15 protein-coding genes are annotated in these 14,371 nt (G+C 73.1%); 8 read left to right on the top strand and 7 right to left on the bottom strand.

Annotated elements, in window-relative coordinates; translation table 11 throughout:
* Positions 1-166 precede the first annotated feature (166 nt).
* From KV205_RS09860 to KV205_RS09840, 5 genes are all read left to right on the top strand, one after another.
* Positions 167-1,057 carry a cyclopropane-fatty-acyl-phospholipid synthase family protein gene (locus tag KV205_RS09860; RefSeq protein WP_265863746.1) on the top strand — a complete coding sequence of 297 codons (891 nt, stop codon included), beginning with the start codon at positions 167-169 and terminating at the stop codon, positions 1,055-1,057.
* A gap of 151 nt (positions 1,058-1,208) precedes the next feature.
* Positions 1,209-1,661, top strand: a complete 453-nt coding sequence (locus KV205_RS09855; protein WP_265863745.1) for a Fur family transcriptional regulator — start codon at positions 1,209-1,211, stop codon at positions 1,659-1,661.
* A gap of 97 nt (positions 1,662-1,758) precedes the next feature.
* Positions 1,759-2,793, top strand: coding sequence for a helix-turn-helix domain-containing protein (locus KV205_RS36285; protein WP_265863744.1), 1,035 nt, complete (start codon positions 1,759-1,761; stop codon positions 2,791-2,793).
* Positions 2,794-2,903: 110 nt separating this feature from the next.
* Entirely contained in the window at positions 2,904-3,071 is a 168-nt protein-coding gene (locus KV205_RS09845; RefSeq protein ID WP_265863743.1) for a hypothetical protein, read from the top strand.
* A gap of 44 nt (positions 3,072-3,115) precedes the next feature.
* The gene (locus KV205_RS09840) at positions 3,116-4,204 is read left to right on the top strand and encodes a helix-turn-helix domain-containing protein (protein ID WP_265863742.1); all 1,089 of its coding nucleotides are present in this window, start codon (positions 3,116-3,118) and stop codon (positions 4,202-4,204) included.
* Positions 4,205-4,298: 94 nt separating this feature from the next.
* Here the strand turns inward: KV205_RS09840 and KV205_RS09835 are convergent, their stop codons facing one another.
* The 6 genes from KV205_RS09835 to asnB form a co-directional block, all read right to left on the bottom strand.
* A complete protein-coding gene (locus tag KV205_RS09835) occupies positions 4,299-4,481 on the bottom strand; it encodes a hypothetical protein (protein ID WP_265863741.1) in 183 nt (60 codons plus the stop codon).
* A 217-nt stretch (positions 4,482-4,698) separates the two neighbouring features.
* On the bottom strand, positions 4,699-6,066 hold the full coding sequence (mshA, locus tag KV205_RS09830; RefSeq protein ID WP_265864062.1) for a D-inositol-3-phosphate glycosyltransferase: 1,368 nt from the start codon (positions 6,064-6,066) through the stop codon (positions 4,699-4,701).
* Between the two features lie 205 nt (positions 6,067-6,271).
* Positions 6,272-7,837, bottom strand: coding sequence for a class I tRNA ligase family protein (locus tag KV205_RS09825; protein WP_265863740.1), 1,566 nt, complete (start codon positions 7,835-7,837; stop codon positions 6,272-6,274).
* Between the two features lie 18 nt (positions 7,838-7,855).
* The gene (locus KV205_RS09820) at positions 7,856-8,602 is read right to left on the bottom strand and encodes an SDR family oxidoreductase (RefSeq protein ID WP_265863739.1); all 747 of its coding nucleotides are present in this window, start codon (positions 8,600-8,602) and stop codon (positions 7,856-7,858) included.
* Positions 8,603-8,736: 134 nt separating this feature from the next.
* The gene (locus KV205_RS09815) at positions 8,737-9,609 is read right to left on the bottom strand and encodes a hypothetical protein (protein WP_265863738.1); all 873 of its coding nucleotides are present in this window, start codon (positions 9,607-9,609) and stop codon (positions 8,737-8,739) included.
* A 328-nt stretch (positions 9,610-9,937) separates the two neighbouring features.
* Positions 9,938-11,776: an asparagine synthase (glutamine-hydrolyzing) gene (gene asnB, locus KV205_RS09810; RefSeq protein WP_374214654.1), complete on the bottom strand. Its 1,839-nt coding sequence runs from the start codon at positions 11,774-11,776 to the stop codon at positions 9,938-9,940.
* 152 nt (positions 11,777-11,928) lie between these two features.
* Between asnB and KV205_RS09805 the strand changes: the two genes are divergently transcribed.
* Entirely contained in the window at positions 11,929-12,684 is a 756-nt protein-coding gene (locus tag KV205_RS09805; protein WP_265863737.1) for a PIG-L deacetylase family protein, read from the top strand.
* A gap of 37 nt (positions 12,685-12,721) precedes the next feature.
* Positions 12,722-13,000 (top strand): hypothetical protein, encoded by a 279-nt coding sequence (locus KV205_RS09800; protein WP_265863736.1) that lies wholly within the window; start codon positions 12,722-12,724, stop codon positions 12,998-13,000.
* Positions 13,001-13,072: 72 nt separating this feature from the next.
* Here the strand turns inward: KV205_RS09800 and KV205_RS09795 are convergent, their stop codons facing one another.
* Entirely contained in the window at positions 13,073-13,729 is a 657-nt protein-coding gene (locus KV205_RS09795) for a hypothetical protein (RefSeq protein ID WP_265863735.1), read from the bottom strand.
* 143 nt (positions 13,730-13,872) lie between these two features.
* Here KV205_RS09795 and KV205_RS09790 point away from each other — a divergent pair, with 143 nt between their 5' ends.
* The gene (locus tag KV205_RS09790) at positions 13,873-14,280 is read left to right on the top strand and encodes a DUF302 domain-containing protein (protein ID WP_265863734.1); all 408 of its coding nucleotides are present in this window, start codon (positions 13,873-13,875) and stop codon (positions 14,278-14,280) included.
* Positions 14,281-14,371: the final 91 nt, after the last annotated feature.

The raw sequence follows: 14,371 nt of genomic DNA, 5'->3' as shown, positions 1-14,371 counted from the left end.
TCCTCCGCGCGCCCCCGTGGCAGACACACGCCATCGCGTGTTCACGCCCCCGGATCCGCTGGAACCGGCCATCCGCCGCAGGTCAGGATGGAGCCCAGCGGCGCGGCCCCGGCGGCACGGGTGCCCCGCCCGGACGGCACGGACCGAGCGAGCCCCTGGAGGAGCGATGCACACACCGAGCGGCACTTCCCTGCCCGTCGTGCCCGTGCCCGCACCGCTCGCCCCGGTCCTGCCGTCCCGATACGACCTGCCCGCCCCCGGCGCCGGGATCCGGCTCCCGTCCGACACCCTTCCCGGACTGGAATCGGTCTCCCCCGGCGACGAGGACTCGGTCTGGCTGCACGACGCGCTCCTCGGCCCGCACAGCGCCGACATCGTCCGGTACCTCGGTCTCGCCCGGTCCACCGGCGGCCCCGTTCTCGATCTCGGCTCCGGCGCCGGACGGCTCGCCGTCCCCTTCGCCCGGCACGGCTTCGCCGTGGAGGCCGTGGACCGGGACGGCCCCGCCCTGGAGCGCCTCGAGAACTGGGCCCGGCGCATCGGTCCGCAGGTCGCCGGGCTCGTCGTGACCACCAGGGCCGACCTCTCGGAGCTGCGGCTCGACGGCGACTACCGGCTCGCGCTGCTCGCGGGCGCGATGGTCTCCGCCGTACCGCCGCAGGCACGGCCCCGGCTGCTGCGCGAGATCGCCTCGCACCTGGGGGCGGGCGGCGCGCTCGCGCTCGACTACACGGCGCATCTGCTGCCCGGCCTGGTCGCCGAGCCGCAGCGCACCTGGGCCTTCCAGGTGCCGCGCTTCGACGGCATCGACGAGTGGGTGGTGGCCCGGCAGACCTTCGACCTGCGGACGATGAGCGAGCGGATCACGTACTACTCGGCCCGTACCGGAAAGCTCTCCACCGAGCGGGTCGTGCTCAGCACCGACAAGTGGATCGTGGACGGCGAGCACCTGGCCGCCGAACTGCACTCCGCCGGCCTGCACATCGAGGGCCGCCGCCGGCACCGGATCGACGACCGGACGGAAAGCGTGCTGCTGGTCTGCCGGACGGACGACTGAGCCTCTCCCCCGCTCCCGCACGCACACCTGGCCGAGGATCCCCTGACGCCAGGGATGGGCAAGAGGTACGATGCCCACAAAGGTTTGGGCCGACCAGGCATCGAGACCGGGCATCGGGGCCAGGCATCGGGTGGCGGGCGAGGCGGAGAAGATGGCAGTCGTGGAAGAGCTGACGGGCCGCGAGGCCGTGATCCAGCGCCTGCGCGACGTCGGCCTGCGCGTGACCGGTCCGCGCCTCGAGGTGCTCACCGTGCTCGCCGCCGGCGGCCATCTCGACGTGGAGGCGATCACCGCGACCGCCCGCGAGCACCTCGGCACCCTCACCAGCCAGGCCGTCTACGAGATGCTGCGGCACTTCCAGGAGACCGGCCTGGTCGGCAAGTTCGACCGCCCCGGCCTGCCCGCCGTCTTCGAGATCTCCGGCCCGCCGCACCAGCACGCCCTGTGCGTGCGGTGCGGCCGCGTGGAGAACGTGACGGCCACCGCCCCCGCCCCGCCGCGCGGCAGCCTGCCCGAGTGGCAGGTCAGCGACGCCGAGGTGGTCTTCAAGGGCCTCTGCCCGGACTGCCACGACACCGCGGAGCAGGAGTCCTCCGCGCGCTGAAAGCGTGCGAACTCCATGCGACACGTTCGATTTTGTGGCAGGGTCTAGCGGGGCGTTTCAACAGGATCCGCGCGATCCGAGGGGAGTCTGCTGCGTCGTGTCCAAAAACGCCGCCGGAGCGCGTACGGGGAACGAGCAGGCCCTCGCGCTCTACCAGGAGTTGCGCAGCACGACCGGCGAGTCCTTCGACGACGTGGCGCACCGGCTCGACCTCAGCAAGGCCGAACGGGAGCGCTGTCACGAGGAGTTGGTCGCCCTCGGCCTGATCGACGGGGCGAGGGGCCAAGCCCCGGGCGGAACCCCCGCCGTCGTCGCCCCCGACGTCGCCCTGCTCCGCCTGCTCCAGCACGAGCGCGAGCGCCTGGAGAGCCGGCTCGCCGAGACCAGCCGCGCGCACACCACCCTGGAGACGCTCGCCGGACCGTTCCTGCGGGCCGGCATGGAGCCGGGCTCCGAGGTCGAGGTCGAGATCGTGGAGGATCCGGCCAGGATCGGCCGGGAACTGGCCGACCTGACGAACACGGTGCGAACCTCCGTCCATTCCATGCTCACCGGCTCGGTCCGCCGCGAGGAGATGTCCCTCGAACTGGCCCGGGACCGCGACCGGGTGGCCCGCGGCGTGCTCGTCCAGGCCATGTACAGCCACCGGGTGGGCCAGGTGCCCGAGATGATCCAGCACCTCGCCGAGCGGACCGCGCTCGGCGTCGAGGTGCGCCTGTCCGCCGTGGTCCCGATGAACATGGTCCTCGCCGACGAGAACTTCGCCCTGCTCCCCACCGACCCGCACGACCCGAACTCGGCCGCGATCCTGGCCCGCGGCCCGGGTCTGGTGCGCTCCTACCGCGCCCTCTACGACTACTGCTGGCACGCCGCCACCCCGTACGGCCACGAGGAGCCGGCCGAGCCCGGCGGCGACGGCCTGTCCGAACAGCAGCGCGCCGCCCTGCGGATGCTCGCGTCCGGCATCAAGGACGAGCAGGTGGCCCGCAACCTGGGCGTCTCGCTGCGCACGGTGAGCCGTCTCATCTCCGAGGTCATGCAGGAACTCGACGCCGCGAGCCGCTTCGAGGCCGGGGTCAAGGCCGCCCGGCTCGGCCTCCTCGACGGCGAGCCGTACGAGCAGTCGACGTAGCCTGATCTCGGGGACGCGGGCGAGCACGGACACCACGGCGCAGGCGAGCACGGCGAACACGGCGAACACGGCGTAGACGGCAAGGCCGAGTCGACGACGAGGGGGGCGGCATGACGACGGCGGAAACCCGCGCGCCCGAACCCCACGCGCCCCACGCGCCCCACGCACTCCACTCCCCCCGCTGCGACGACGTGATCGTTCCGCACTACCGCGAGCCGCGCAGCGGCGACGGGCTGAGCGCACAGCAGCGGGCCGCCCGCGCCCGGCACGTAGCCTGACGATTTCGACGGTGGAACCACGACGACGAGGGGGAAGACGCGCCATGGCTGCGACCGACGACACCACGGGCGGCGGCACGACTGGCGGCGCCGTGTCCGCCGCCCACCACGCCCACCAGCAGCGACTCGTGCCCGTCTACCAGGAGTTACGCAGGCGAGGGGTGTCCAGCTTCGCCGAGGTGACCACCGAACTCGGGCTCACCGACGAGGAGTACGAGCGATGTCGGGCCGAACTGATCGCGCTCGGCCTGATCGTGCCGACCACGCGCACCCACGCCACCATCGCCGACGTCCGCAACACCGCCTGGCGCCCGGACGCCGACACGGTCGCGGCGGTCGACCCGGAGATCGCCCTGCTCCGCCTCCTCGACCGCGAGCGGGACCGGCTGCGGGAGCACCTGGCCGAGGCGGACCAGGCGTACGCGACCCTGGAGGCGCTGGCCGGCACCTTCCTGCGGGCCAGTGTGCTCGCGGGCTCCGAGGTCGAGGTCGAGGCGCTGACCGACTACCGGCGCATCCAGCAGGCCCTGGACGACATCATCGACGTCATGCAGGAGAGCTCGGCGTCCATGTACCCGGGCGGGCCGAGCCGCGAGGTGCACGATGTGACGCTCGACCGCGACCGACGGCGCCTCGAACAGGGCATCCGGGTCCGGGCGATCTACGCGCACGAACACGCCACGCGACCGGACGTCGCCGAACTGCTCGACGCCCGCGCGGAATTGGGGGCGGAGATCCGGGTCGCCGCGGTCGTGCCGCTCAACATGATCATCATCGACCAGCAGTACGCCATGCTGCCGATCCGGCCCGAGGACGCGCGCAAGGGCGCCATCCTGGCCCGCGGCCGGGCCCTGGTCCGCTCCTACCTCGGGCTCTTCGAGCACTGCTGGCACACGGCCGTGCCGTACGGCTCCGGGGCCACGGCCGAGCGGGGCGGCGACGGGCTGTCCGAGCAGCAGCGGGCGGCGTTGCGGATGCTGGCCACCGGGATGAAGGACGAGAAGATCGCCCGCAGCCTCGGGGTGTCGCTGCGCACGGTGAGCCGGATGCTCTCGGAACTCATGCAGGAATTGGGCGCTGCCAGCCGTTTCGAGGCCGGTGTGCGCGCGGTGCGGATGGGCTGGCTGGACTGAGCCGACGGGCACGGAAAAGGCCCCGTGATCGTGGCAGGACGATCACAGGGCCTATTCCGTCGTTTTGCTCGTTCGAAATATGCCGCCGGATATTTCAGTTGCCGGGCGCCGGGGTGGGGACCGGCCAGTTGTCGTCGGCGAGCATCAGGCGGGGCGCGTCGTTCGGGGCGTCGGCCTCACCGCTGGTGGCGGCGATCGTCGCGCCGCCGGCGACGGCCAGACAGGCCACGAGGGCGAGCGCGAACTGACGGAAGGTCTTGTTCATGGTCTTGTTCATGATTCCTCCAGGAGTTGGAATGTGAATTCCGGCTTCTGGGGGCCCGTGCCGCCGGGCGTTCCCTGAAGACATCTCCATTCTGTCGGCCGCTCGAGGGCGAATCCAGGGATTCTCTCTGCGTGGACCCGCCATGGCGTGAGTGCGTCAATGCGCCACCACAGGAACGGAATTGGCGCATCCTGAGCGCTCCTAACCTTTGGTCGAACCAAAAGAGATGCTAAACTCGTGCTACGGCCTTCTCGTTCCTCCAGGAGAGAGGGGCCGCCGGGGCAGGGGCGTGCCGCCGCCCTTGCCCCACCCGTATCGTCGCCGGCGGCTGCCGCCTCGCCCTCGCGTCCTCGTACACGTCGATCGTCCGCGTGGCGGAAGCGCGCCAGCTCATCCCCCGGGCGTGCCGGGCCGCCGCCTCCCCCATCGTGATCCGCGCCTCGGGGTTCCGGGCCAGCCACAGCAGCCGCCGGGCGTACTCGACCGGGTCGTGGCCCCGTACGAGCAGCCCCGACACCCCGTCCCACACCGCCGTCGGCAGCCCGCCGACCGCCGCCGCGAGCACCGGCGTCCCGCAGGCCTGCGCCTCCAGGGCCACCAGGCCGAACGACTCCGAACGCGAGGGCACGACGAGCACGTCCGCCGCCCGGTAGTACTCCGCGAGCCGCTCCTGCGGCACCGGCGGGCAGGGCTTCAGCACGTCGTCCACACCGAGCTCCGCCGCGAGCCGCCACACCGAGCCCTGCTCGGTCGCCCCCGAGTGCCCGCCGACCACCGGGACGACCATCCGGTGCCGCAACTCCGGTGCCATGCGGAGGAGTTCCGCGACTGCCCTCACCAGCACGTCCGGGCCCTTCAGGGGCTGGATCCGCCCCGCGTACAGCGGGACGAAGGCGTCCGCCGGCAGCCCGAGGCGCGCGCGGGCCGCCGCCCGGCCGTGGGCCGGGGCAGACGCCGGGGCAGACGCCGGGGCAGACGCCGGGGCGTCCAGCCTGGCGAAGGTCCGCAGGTCCACCCCGGGCCGTACGACCTCCGTACGCGCCGGGTCCGCCCCGTACAGCGTGCGCAGCGCCTCCGCCTCGTCGCCCGTGTTGGCGATCAGCCGGTCGGCGTCCCCCACCACCTGGTGCTCGCCCCGGACCCGCAGCTCGGGCTCCGGGGTGTCGCCGTCCGCGAGGTGCGCGTTCTTCACCAGGGCGAGGGTGTGCGCGGTGTGCACCAGCGGTATGCCCCAGCCGAACGAGGCGATCCGCCCGGCCTGCCCGGACAGCCAGTAGTGCGAGTGGACCAGGTCGTAGGGACGGGGCCGGCCGCCCCTGCGGCCCTCCTTGAGCAGCGCGAGCGAGAAGGGCACGACCAGGTCCGGCATGGCCTCCTTCGGCAGCGGCCGGCGCGGCCCGGCCGGCAGGTGCCGGACCCGGACGCCGGGCTCCAGATCGACCAGGCCGGGCAGGCCCTCCCCGCGGCAGCGGGTGAACAGGTCGACCTGGACGCCCTGTTCGGCGAGGGCCCGGGACAGCTCGACCATGTAGACGTTCATTCCGCCGGCGTCCCCGGTTCCGGGCTGGTGGAGCGGGGAGGTGTGGACGCTGAGCATGGCGACGCGCAGGGACACGAGGGGCTCCTGTGGGAGGGCCGCGTGCCCCCGCGCGTGGCGCGCCGGTCACGCGGCGGGGAGGGGGTATCCGTTCCTTGGTGCGGGTGGGACAAGTACGTGACTTCTTAGGGGCTTAGAAGCCGGGGGCTGTACGAGTGCGGGTGCGGGTACGGGTGCGGGTACGGGTGCGGGTACGGTTCGGGGCTCAGAATCCGAAGACCGGACCGGACGGCGGCGCGAGCCGCGTCCCCGGCAGCGGCGCGATCAGCGCCGACCAGTCCACCGGCCGCCCCGTTTCCACCTGAAGCGCCGCCGCCAGCCGGTCCGCGCCCTCCGGCATCACCGGCCGCGCCCAAGCGGCGAGGGCCGAGGCAACCGCCAACTGTGCGGCGAGCGCGGGCAGATGACGGCAGTTGGTGGTCGGCCGGCAGCGCTCGTGCGCGTTGACGTAGCCGAAGTCGGCGGCCGAGCGGACCATCTCGTCGAGCACGGCCACCGCCCGCCGCGGGTCGAAGGCGTCCGGCCCGTACGCCTCGCGCAGGTCGTCCACGGCGCGGTGCAGCCGGCGCTCCAGGACCGCCCAGCCGGTGCCGCCGGGCATCGCCTGCGGCGCCACCCCGTCGCACTCCTCGCGGACGGCCGCGAAGAGCCGGGTCAGCCAGCTGTTCCAGCTCTCGTCGAGCTCCTGCCGGGCGGCGGCGAGCCGGTCGCGCTGGTGCACGGTGCGGCGCCCGGTCGGCCGGGCCTGCAGGACGTGCCGGCGCAGGGTGTCGGAGCCGTACTCGGTGAGCAGGTCGAGCGCCCACACGTTGCCCTCGCGTACGCCCTCCTCCACCACGTACGACTCGTTGACGTTGAACTCCTGCGGCAGCTTGATGTCCTGCGCGAGCAGCAGCACCGGCAGCAGCACGGCATGGCAGAAGGAGTGCCCGAAGCCGCAGAAGTGGATGGTGCGGCGCGGCAGCGGGCCCTTGGGGTCGTAGCCGAAGAGGTGCATCGCCGCCGCCTCGAAGCAGGCGTCGATCCGGTGCTCCGGGAAGCCCTCGACGGGCACGTCGAGCCCCCACTCCGCCGGATGCCCGACGGCGATGTCCGGCAGCCCGTCCTCGACGAGGGACTCGCACAACGCGGCGAGGCGGGGCGGGAGTTCGGCCATCGCCCAGTAGTCGGACAGCTGGTCGCGGAACGGCTCCAGGGGCACGTACAGGCGTCGGCAGCGCTTGGCGACCGCCGGGGCGTCGCACATAGAGCAGCGCGGCGCGATCAGGTCCCCGCCGTCGTTCGGCCGGGCGCACTCGTGGCACATCCCGCCGTCGCTCGACGCCCCGCAGTGCGCGCAGGTGCCGGTCACGTGCGCCCCGTACAGCCAGCGCTCGCACGGCTCGCAGTACGGCAGGAGGCGAGTGCGCGGGGCGATGACCCCCTGCGCGTACAGCCGGCTGAAGAGGTCCTGCACCCAGCGCGCGTACCCGCGGTCCTTGCGCGGCTTCACGATGTGGTCGAACGCGACACCCGAGCGCAGCCAGTCCGCGGTGATCGCGGCGCGGTAGCCCTCGGCCACCTCCTCCGGCTTGCGGTTGTGGCGCAGCGCTCTGACCTCGACCGAGCTGGCGTGATCGGCGGTGCCGGTGGTGAACCGCACCGGCTCGCCCTCGGCCCGCAGGAAGCGGGTGAGGACGTCGGCGGCGACGTACGGGCCGGCAAGGTGGCCGATGTGCAGTTCGCCGTGGGTGGCCGGAGGGGTCGCGGTGATCCAGACGGGCGTGTTCATGGGACCTCCTTGACGCGGTCAGCGAGGTTCGAAATGGAAGGAGCGGATGAAGCAGTCGCGGGGCTGCTCGACGGCGTAGACGATGCATTCGAAGAGCGCCTGGGTGGTGAGTTTCTCGTCGGGCGCTATTCCGTCCGGATTCGCTCCGTCCCATTCCGCGTGGCGCGGGTCGGAGGTCGAGAAGTCCGGCGGGAAGAGGGAGAAGACGCGGACGCCGGAGGGCCGGAGCCGGCGGGAGAGAATGTCGGCGAATCCGGCCTGGGCGCTCTTCGCCGCCCAGAACGCCTCGTGCGCGGCGCCCGCCGCGGCGGCCGAGGCGCCCTCGGCGTCGCGCACCGCGACCATGTTCACGATGTCGGGCCGGAGGGATCCGCGCAGCAGCGGCAGGAAGTGCTTCACCATCAGGACGGTGCCGCCGGCCGTCGACTCGATCGTCTCCACGATCTGGTCGTCGCTCGCCGCCTCCAGGTCCATCCCGTCCAGCCACCGCGCCCCGTTGTTGACCAGCAGGTCCACCCGGTCGGTGCGTTCGCCGACCCGGGCCGCGAACTCCCTGATCTCGGCGGGCCGGCTCAGATCGCACCCGAAGGCGTGGATACGGTCCCGGGCCGAGCCCATGACCTCGGTACGGGTCCGCTCGGCGGCCTCGACGGTGCGGGCCGACACATAGACCTCGGCCCCGAGGTGGGCGAATCCGACGGCGAGCGCGCGGCCGAAGTAACGGCTCGCCCCGGTCACGACGACACGCAGATTCTCGAATTTCATGTGCGTCTGCTCTCCCCACGGATACGGCACGGGAACGGAACGGGATGGGATGCGCTGTGGCCGGTCGGTCGTTTCCTTCGCCATTCAGCGTGGCAGAGGGGTGGAACGAAAACCCTGGCCGGAGGGGTGCGCGTTCACGCCTTTGCGTGGATACGCCAGGGGAGTTCGAGCCGCGCGAGGACGTGGGCGCGCTTGTCGTGGACCCGCACGGTGGTGGCGGTGGCGGACACGCGCACCGGCCCGCCGGGCGTCCCGATCCGCGTCACGGGACCTCGGACGACGGTCCCGTCGATGGCTCCGGCCGCGGCGAACGCGGTGGCCCCGGTCAGCGCGAGCCGCGGATGCCAGCCGCCCACGGTCAGCGCCCGGGCAGCGATTCCCCCGTCGGCCGTCTCCCGGAACGCGGCGATCTTGGGGAGCGGTGAGGTCGGGGCGTACCCGAGGAGGTGAGCGGCGCGGGCGCGGAGCGCGAGCAGGGCGCGCTCCGGGTCGTGGGCCGGGGGGAGGTGGCGGGCGTCCACGAGGACGTACGGGTTCCCGTAGCGGACGAGCGTCACGGGCACGCCGTCGAGGAGGTCGACGGGGCGGCCGGTGGGCAGGGTGTCGGGCGCGTCGGGTGCCCTCTGGAACTCCACCGTGTACGCGCCGTCTTCCTCCGGCACACACCGCACGGTGTCCCCCGTGGTCACCGCCCTCACCGTGACCCCACCTCCCCCCTGGGCCACGACACACGCGAGCAGCGAGTGCCCGCACCCGGCCCGGAAGTCGAACCCGTGGGGGCCGCCGCCGGGCATGGCCTGGACGAAGCGGTAGTCGAGGCGGTGGGGGCCGGACGCCCCGTACAGCGCGATCTTGTTGAGGTGGGGGTAGGGCGTGCCGGCGAGGGCCCGCCGAAGCTGCGCGAGCTCGGAGCCGAGGGCGAGGGCGCCGGGGGGAAGGTGGTGGAGGGGCAGGACGAGGGTGGGGCTGGGGGCGCCGTGGGCGAGGACGACGTGAGCGGTGACCATGCCGTCCCGTTGGGGCTGGGCGCCGGCCCACCGCGGGCGGGTGGCCGCGCCCCCTCCGCCATCCCGTTGTGGGCGAACCCCCGCGCCCCTTCCCCCATCCCGTTGTGGCCGAGCCCCCGCCCCCTCCCCGCCATCCCGTTGTGGGCATTCGTCCCGCAGGGCGGTGGGGGTCCCCCCGACGAAGTCAGGGGGAGGGTGGGCTACACGGGACGGCGCCCCTGGCGGCGCCTCCGCCCCCTGCACCCCCGCGCCCCGAGCGCCCGCGCGCAACGGTGCGGCCCGGCCCGCAGGGGCTGACGCCGGCCCGGGACGCCAAGGTCCCGCGCTTTCAGGCCGCACAACCCACCGGTATCCGCATCCCCTGCACAACCTCCGCCCACAGCTCATGCACCGCCACCCCCCACAGCGCCAGCGCGACATGCTGGTTCGGCCGCTCCAGGTGCCGGGCCAACAGCCGGTTCACGCGGTCCGCCCGCACCTTCCCGCCAAGGACCAGCCGCGCCGGCGAGAGCAGCTCCCGCACCGTGTCGAGCAACGGTCCGCCCGGCGCGATCATCGCCGCGATCGGCAGCGTGAACGGCTGCTTGGGCCGCTTCAGGACGCCCGCCGGGAGGAGCTCCGCCCCCGCCTCGTACAGCGCCCGCTTCCCCGTCCGCTCGCCCACCGGCAGCTCGCGCGCGTGCGCGACCACGCCCGGCTGGCAGAACGGCATGCGGGCCTCCACCGCCCACGCCATGGACAGGTGGTCGACCCGCCGCAGGTGGTACGCGGGCAGCCGCCACCGCGTCTCGAAGGCGGACACGGCCGACAACCGATCCCCCTCCGCGGAGCGGAGCTCCTGCTCGATGCGGTCGGCCGCCGACCCCTGGTCGGCGATGAAGGCGGCGTACGAGGACGTGTACAGGTGCTCCCGCAGCAGCCGCGGCGCCGCCGACAGCGCGTCCGCGTACGCGCCCGCCCAGTCCACGCCGGGCGGCGCCGTGAGCGCGGCCCGCATCCGGTCGTACCCGCCGAAGAGCTCGTCCGCGCCGTCCCCGGAGAGCGCGACGGTGAAGCCGTTCTCGCGCACCGCCCGGAAGAGGGCGTAGGTGGAGAGGGTGATGGGGTCGGCGTTGGGCTGCCCGAGGTGCCGGACCGTGCGGGTGAGCAGGGAGGGGATCTCGGTGGGGTCGACGGTGACCTCGTGGTGCACGGTCCGGGCCCGGCGGGCGACGGAACGGGCGTACGCCGCCTCCGAGTCGGGCCACTTGCCGCGGTAGGTGAGGTGGAAGGTGTGCAGCGGCGGCGCGTCCGTCTCGCGCGCGTGCTCGGCGGCGAGCGCCGTGACGAGTCCGGAGTCGAGCCCGCCGCTGGTGATCGCGCACACCGGCGCGTCGGCGGTGGCGAGCCGCCGCACCTCGTGCCGCAGCACGTCCTGCGTGTCGCCGAACGGCGCCGCCGCCGCGTACGGGGCCCGCCGCCGTACGACGGGGGCGCGCCCCGGCCTTACGAGCGCGGTCGCGCCGGGCGGCAGGACGCTGATGCCGTCGAGGGCGGTCTGGGAGGTGTACGAGGTACGGGTGGCGAGCACCGTGTCGAGCGCGTCCTCGCGCGGGGCGATCCGCACGCCCTCGAACGCGAGCAGCGCCGGGATCTCGGACGCGAAGCGGGTGGCGCCGTCGTACGGGTCGTGGTGGAGGTGGATCGGCTTCATGCCCATGTCGTCGACGGCGAGGACGAGTTGGGCACCGCCGCCGGGGCCGCTGCCGGGCCGCAGGTCGAGGACGGCCACCGCGAACATGCCGTCCAGGTGCTCGGCGAAGGCCGGCCCGTACTCGGCGTACAGCGCGGGCAGCAGCGTGCCGTCGCAGCGGTCGGGGAAGCGGTGGCCGCGGGCGGCGAGGCGGCGGCGCAGTTCGGCGTGGTTGTAGATCTCGCCGTTGAGCACGGCGAGGATGCCGGGGAGGTGGGGCAGCCGGTACGGCTGGCTGCCGCCGCACGGGTCGGTGACGGCGAGCCGGTCGCAGCCGAGCGACCAGCCGGGGCCGCTGAGCACCTGGTGCTCGTCGGGGCCGCCGTGCCGCTGGCGGGCCGAGACCGCGGCGAGTTCGGCCGGGTCGGGACGGGCCGCGTCCGTGCCTGTGTGCGTGCCTGCGCCTGCGGCGAGGGAGCCGAGAATCCTGCACATTGCCGGTCGCCTCCGGATCACTTGACCACGCGTCAACTTGTCTTACCAATGATTTGAATCTACCAAGTTTTTGGATGGCGCGTAAGTGCCATGTCCGGTTCACGCCAGGACTTGGCCTTGCGACACCCCCGCCACGCCAACAGGCTGGCCTCATGGAGGACTTGGAGACCGACTTCGCGACCGATCCGAACGTGCGTCGCAGTGCGCCGGAATCGCTGCTGGTGGTGGCCGCGCACCCGGACGACATCGAGTTCTGCGTGAGCGGCACCGTCATGCAGTGGATCGAGCGCGGCACCCGCGTCACGTACTGCATCGTCACGGACGGCGGTGCCGGCGGTTACGACCCCCTGCTCCCCCGCCAGGCCATGGCGGACCTGCGCCGCGCCGAGCAGATGCACTCCGCCAAGCTCAGCGGCGTCGCGGACGTGCGCTTCCTCGGCTACCCCGACAGCTTCGTCGAGGCGGACGTGAAGCTCCGGCGCGACCTGTGCCGGGTGATCCGCGAGGTGCGGCCGCAGCGGTGCATCGTCCCCTCCCCCGAGATCAACTGGGCCCGCGCGGCCGACCTCCACCCCGACCACCGCGCCGTCGGCGAGGCCTGCCTGCGCGCGATCTACCCCGAGGCCCGCAACCCCTTCGCCCACGCCGAGCTGCTGAGGGAGGAGGGCCTGGAGCCCTGGATCGTCCACGAGCTCTGGCTGATGACCGGCCCGACCCCCAACCAGTACGTGGACGTCACCCCCGTCTTCGACCGCAAGGTCGAGGCCCTGCGCATCCACACCTCCCAGACCGCCCACTTCGACGACCTGTCGGGGCTGCTACGGGACTGGCTGAGCGAACACGCGCGGGCGGGCGGCCTGCCGGCGGGGCGGATGGCGGAGGCGTTCCAGATCGTCCACATCGACTGACGCGCCTGGGGGGGCGGGGCCTTCTGCGGTGGGCCGGATGCCAGCCCCGGGCGCCTCGGCCACCCCGCAGGCGTCGGGGGTGACGGTCATGGGTGCGGCGAGCATGGCCGCCGCCGACGGGCACCACCCGGGCACCAACTACCGGATCAACGGCGGCTCGTGGCACAACGTGCAGTACAACCTGGGCAACGGCTACTGCGCCGACCTCAACCTCTCCATCGGCGAGAGCGGCTACATCGACATCCAGGCCTGTAACTACGAGGGCAGCACGGCGCTGAACTGCAGCGCCGTCCGGCGGGTCAGCGCCAACGGATGACGTGCCCGCCCGGAGTCGCCGCCCGGTCCGGGCGGCGACTCCGGGTCCGGGGCCGCGGCCGACCGCGCGAAATCACGCAGGGTTGCGCGGGAAGAACGTGACGGTGATGGGGTTGGGGGTGGGGTACGGGAACTCGCCGCCGGGCAGGCAGTTCTCGCCCTCCACGGTGCCGAGGCCGTCGCAGTGTTCCGCGCTCAGCCGCATGAAGACCGTGCTCGTGTGCTCCCCGGGGCTCAGTGGAGGCAGCGGCGCGGTGGCGAAGTAGGTGAAGGGGAGCCCGGACTCCCTGTCGATCTCGGTGAGGCGCACCGTCTCCGGACCGAAGGTGAAGCTCCGCTCCCGGACCGTGCCGATGTCGTTGACGACGCGGACGCCGCGGAACTTCGCGAGGAAGTCGTCCATCGGCGCGGGGCGCTGGGGCGTGTAGCCCGCGGGGTACACGGCCCCTTCGGCGCTCGGCGCCGTACCCCACGAGGGGAAGGTCCTGACCCACCGCTCGCCGACGAACGCCTCGCGGCAGGGGGGCGGGCCGATGAGCCGCTGGGTGACGTCGAGGAAGTCGTTCTGGTCCCGCCCCTCGAAGTAGCAGACGTGCTCGGCGGGAGGCTGGGCCTGGGCCTGGGGCCGGGCTTCGGGCTGGGGCTGGGCGCCGGCGCTGCCGGGCAGCCCCATGACCAGGGCGAGCGCGGCGGAGGCGACGGACGCGGCGGCGGTTCTGAGCTGTGTCATGCGGCGAGAATGACCGGCCCGCCGAGCCGCCCAACCCCGGACACGCCGCCCCTCTGCCACATGGCCGAGCGCGGGCGGGTGTGCAGTACCCTCAATACCCAGGGGGGTATCTAACGTCGGCCGGAACGACTGGAGCGCACACCATGGACCATGTGGACTACGGCATCCCCGTCACCCTCGACCTCCCCTTCGCGGACGCCGTCGACCGCGTGCGCGCGGCCCTCGCCGAGCAGGGCTTCGGCATCCTCACCGAGATCGACGTCCAGGCGACCCTGAAGGCGAAGATCGGCGCCGACATCGAGGACTACCTCATCCTCGGCGCCTGCAACCCGCCCCTCGCCCACCGCGCCCTGGAGGCGGACCGCCACATCGGCCTGCTCCTGCCGTGCAATGTGGTGGTACGGAGCGCCGACGGCGAGCCGGGCCGCACCGTCGTCGAGGCGATGGACCCCCAGCTCATGGTCTCCGTGACGGGCCGCCCCGAACTGGCGCCGGTCGCCGAGGAGGCGGGGGCGCGGCTGCGGGCGGCGCTGGGTTCGCTGACGGGTTGAAGTGGGTGGTGGGTGGCGCTGGGTTCGCTGACGGGTTGAAGTGGGTGGTGGGTGGCGCGGGGGTCGCTCCGGTCCACAACTCGCGACCACC

It is taken from the genome of Streptomyces sp. SKN60 (assembly GCF_026236535.1).
Taxonomy (GTDB): Bacteria; Actinomycetota; Actinomycetes; order Streptomycetales; family Streptomycetaceae; genus Streptomyces.
This window is presented reverse-complemented; position numbering and strand designations above follow the sequence as displayed.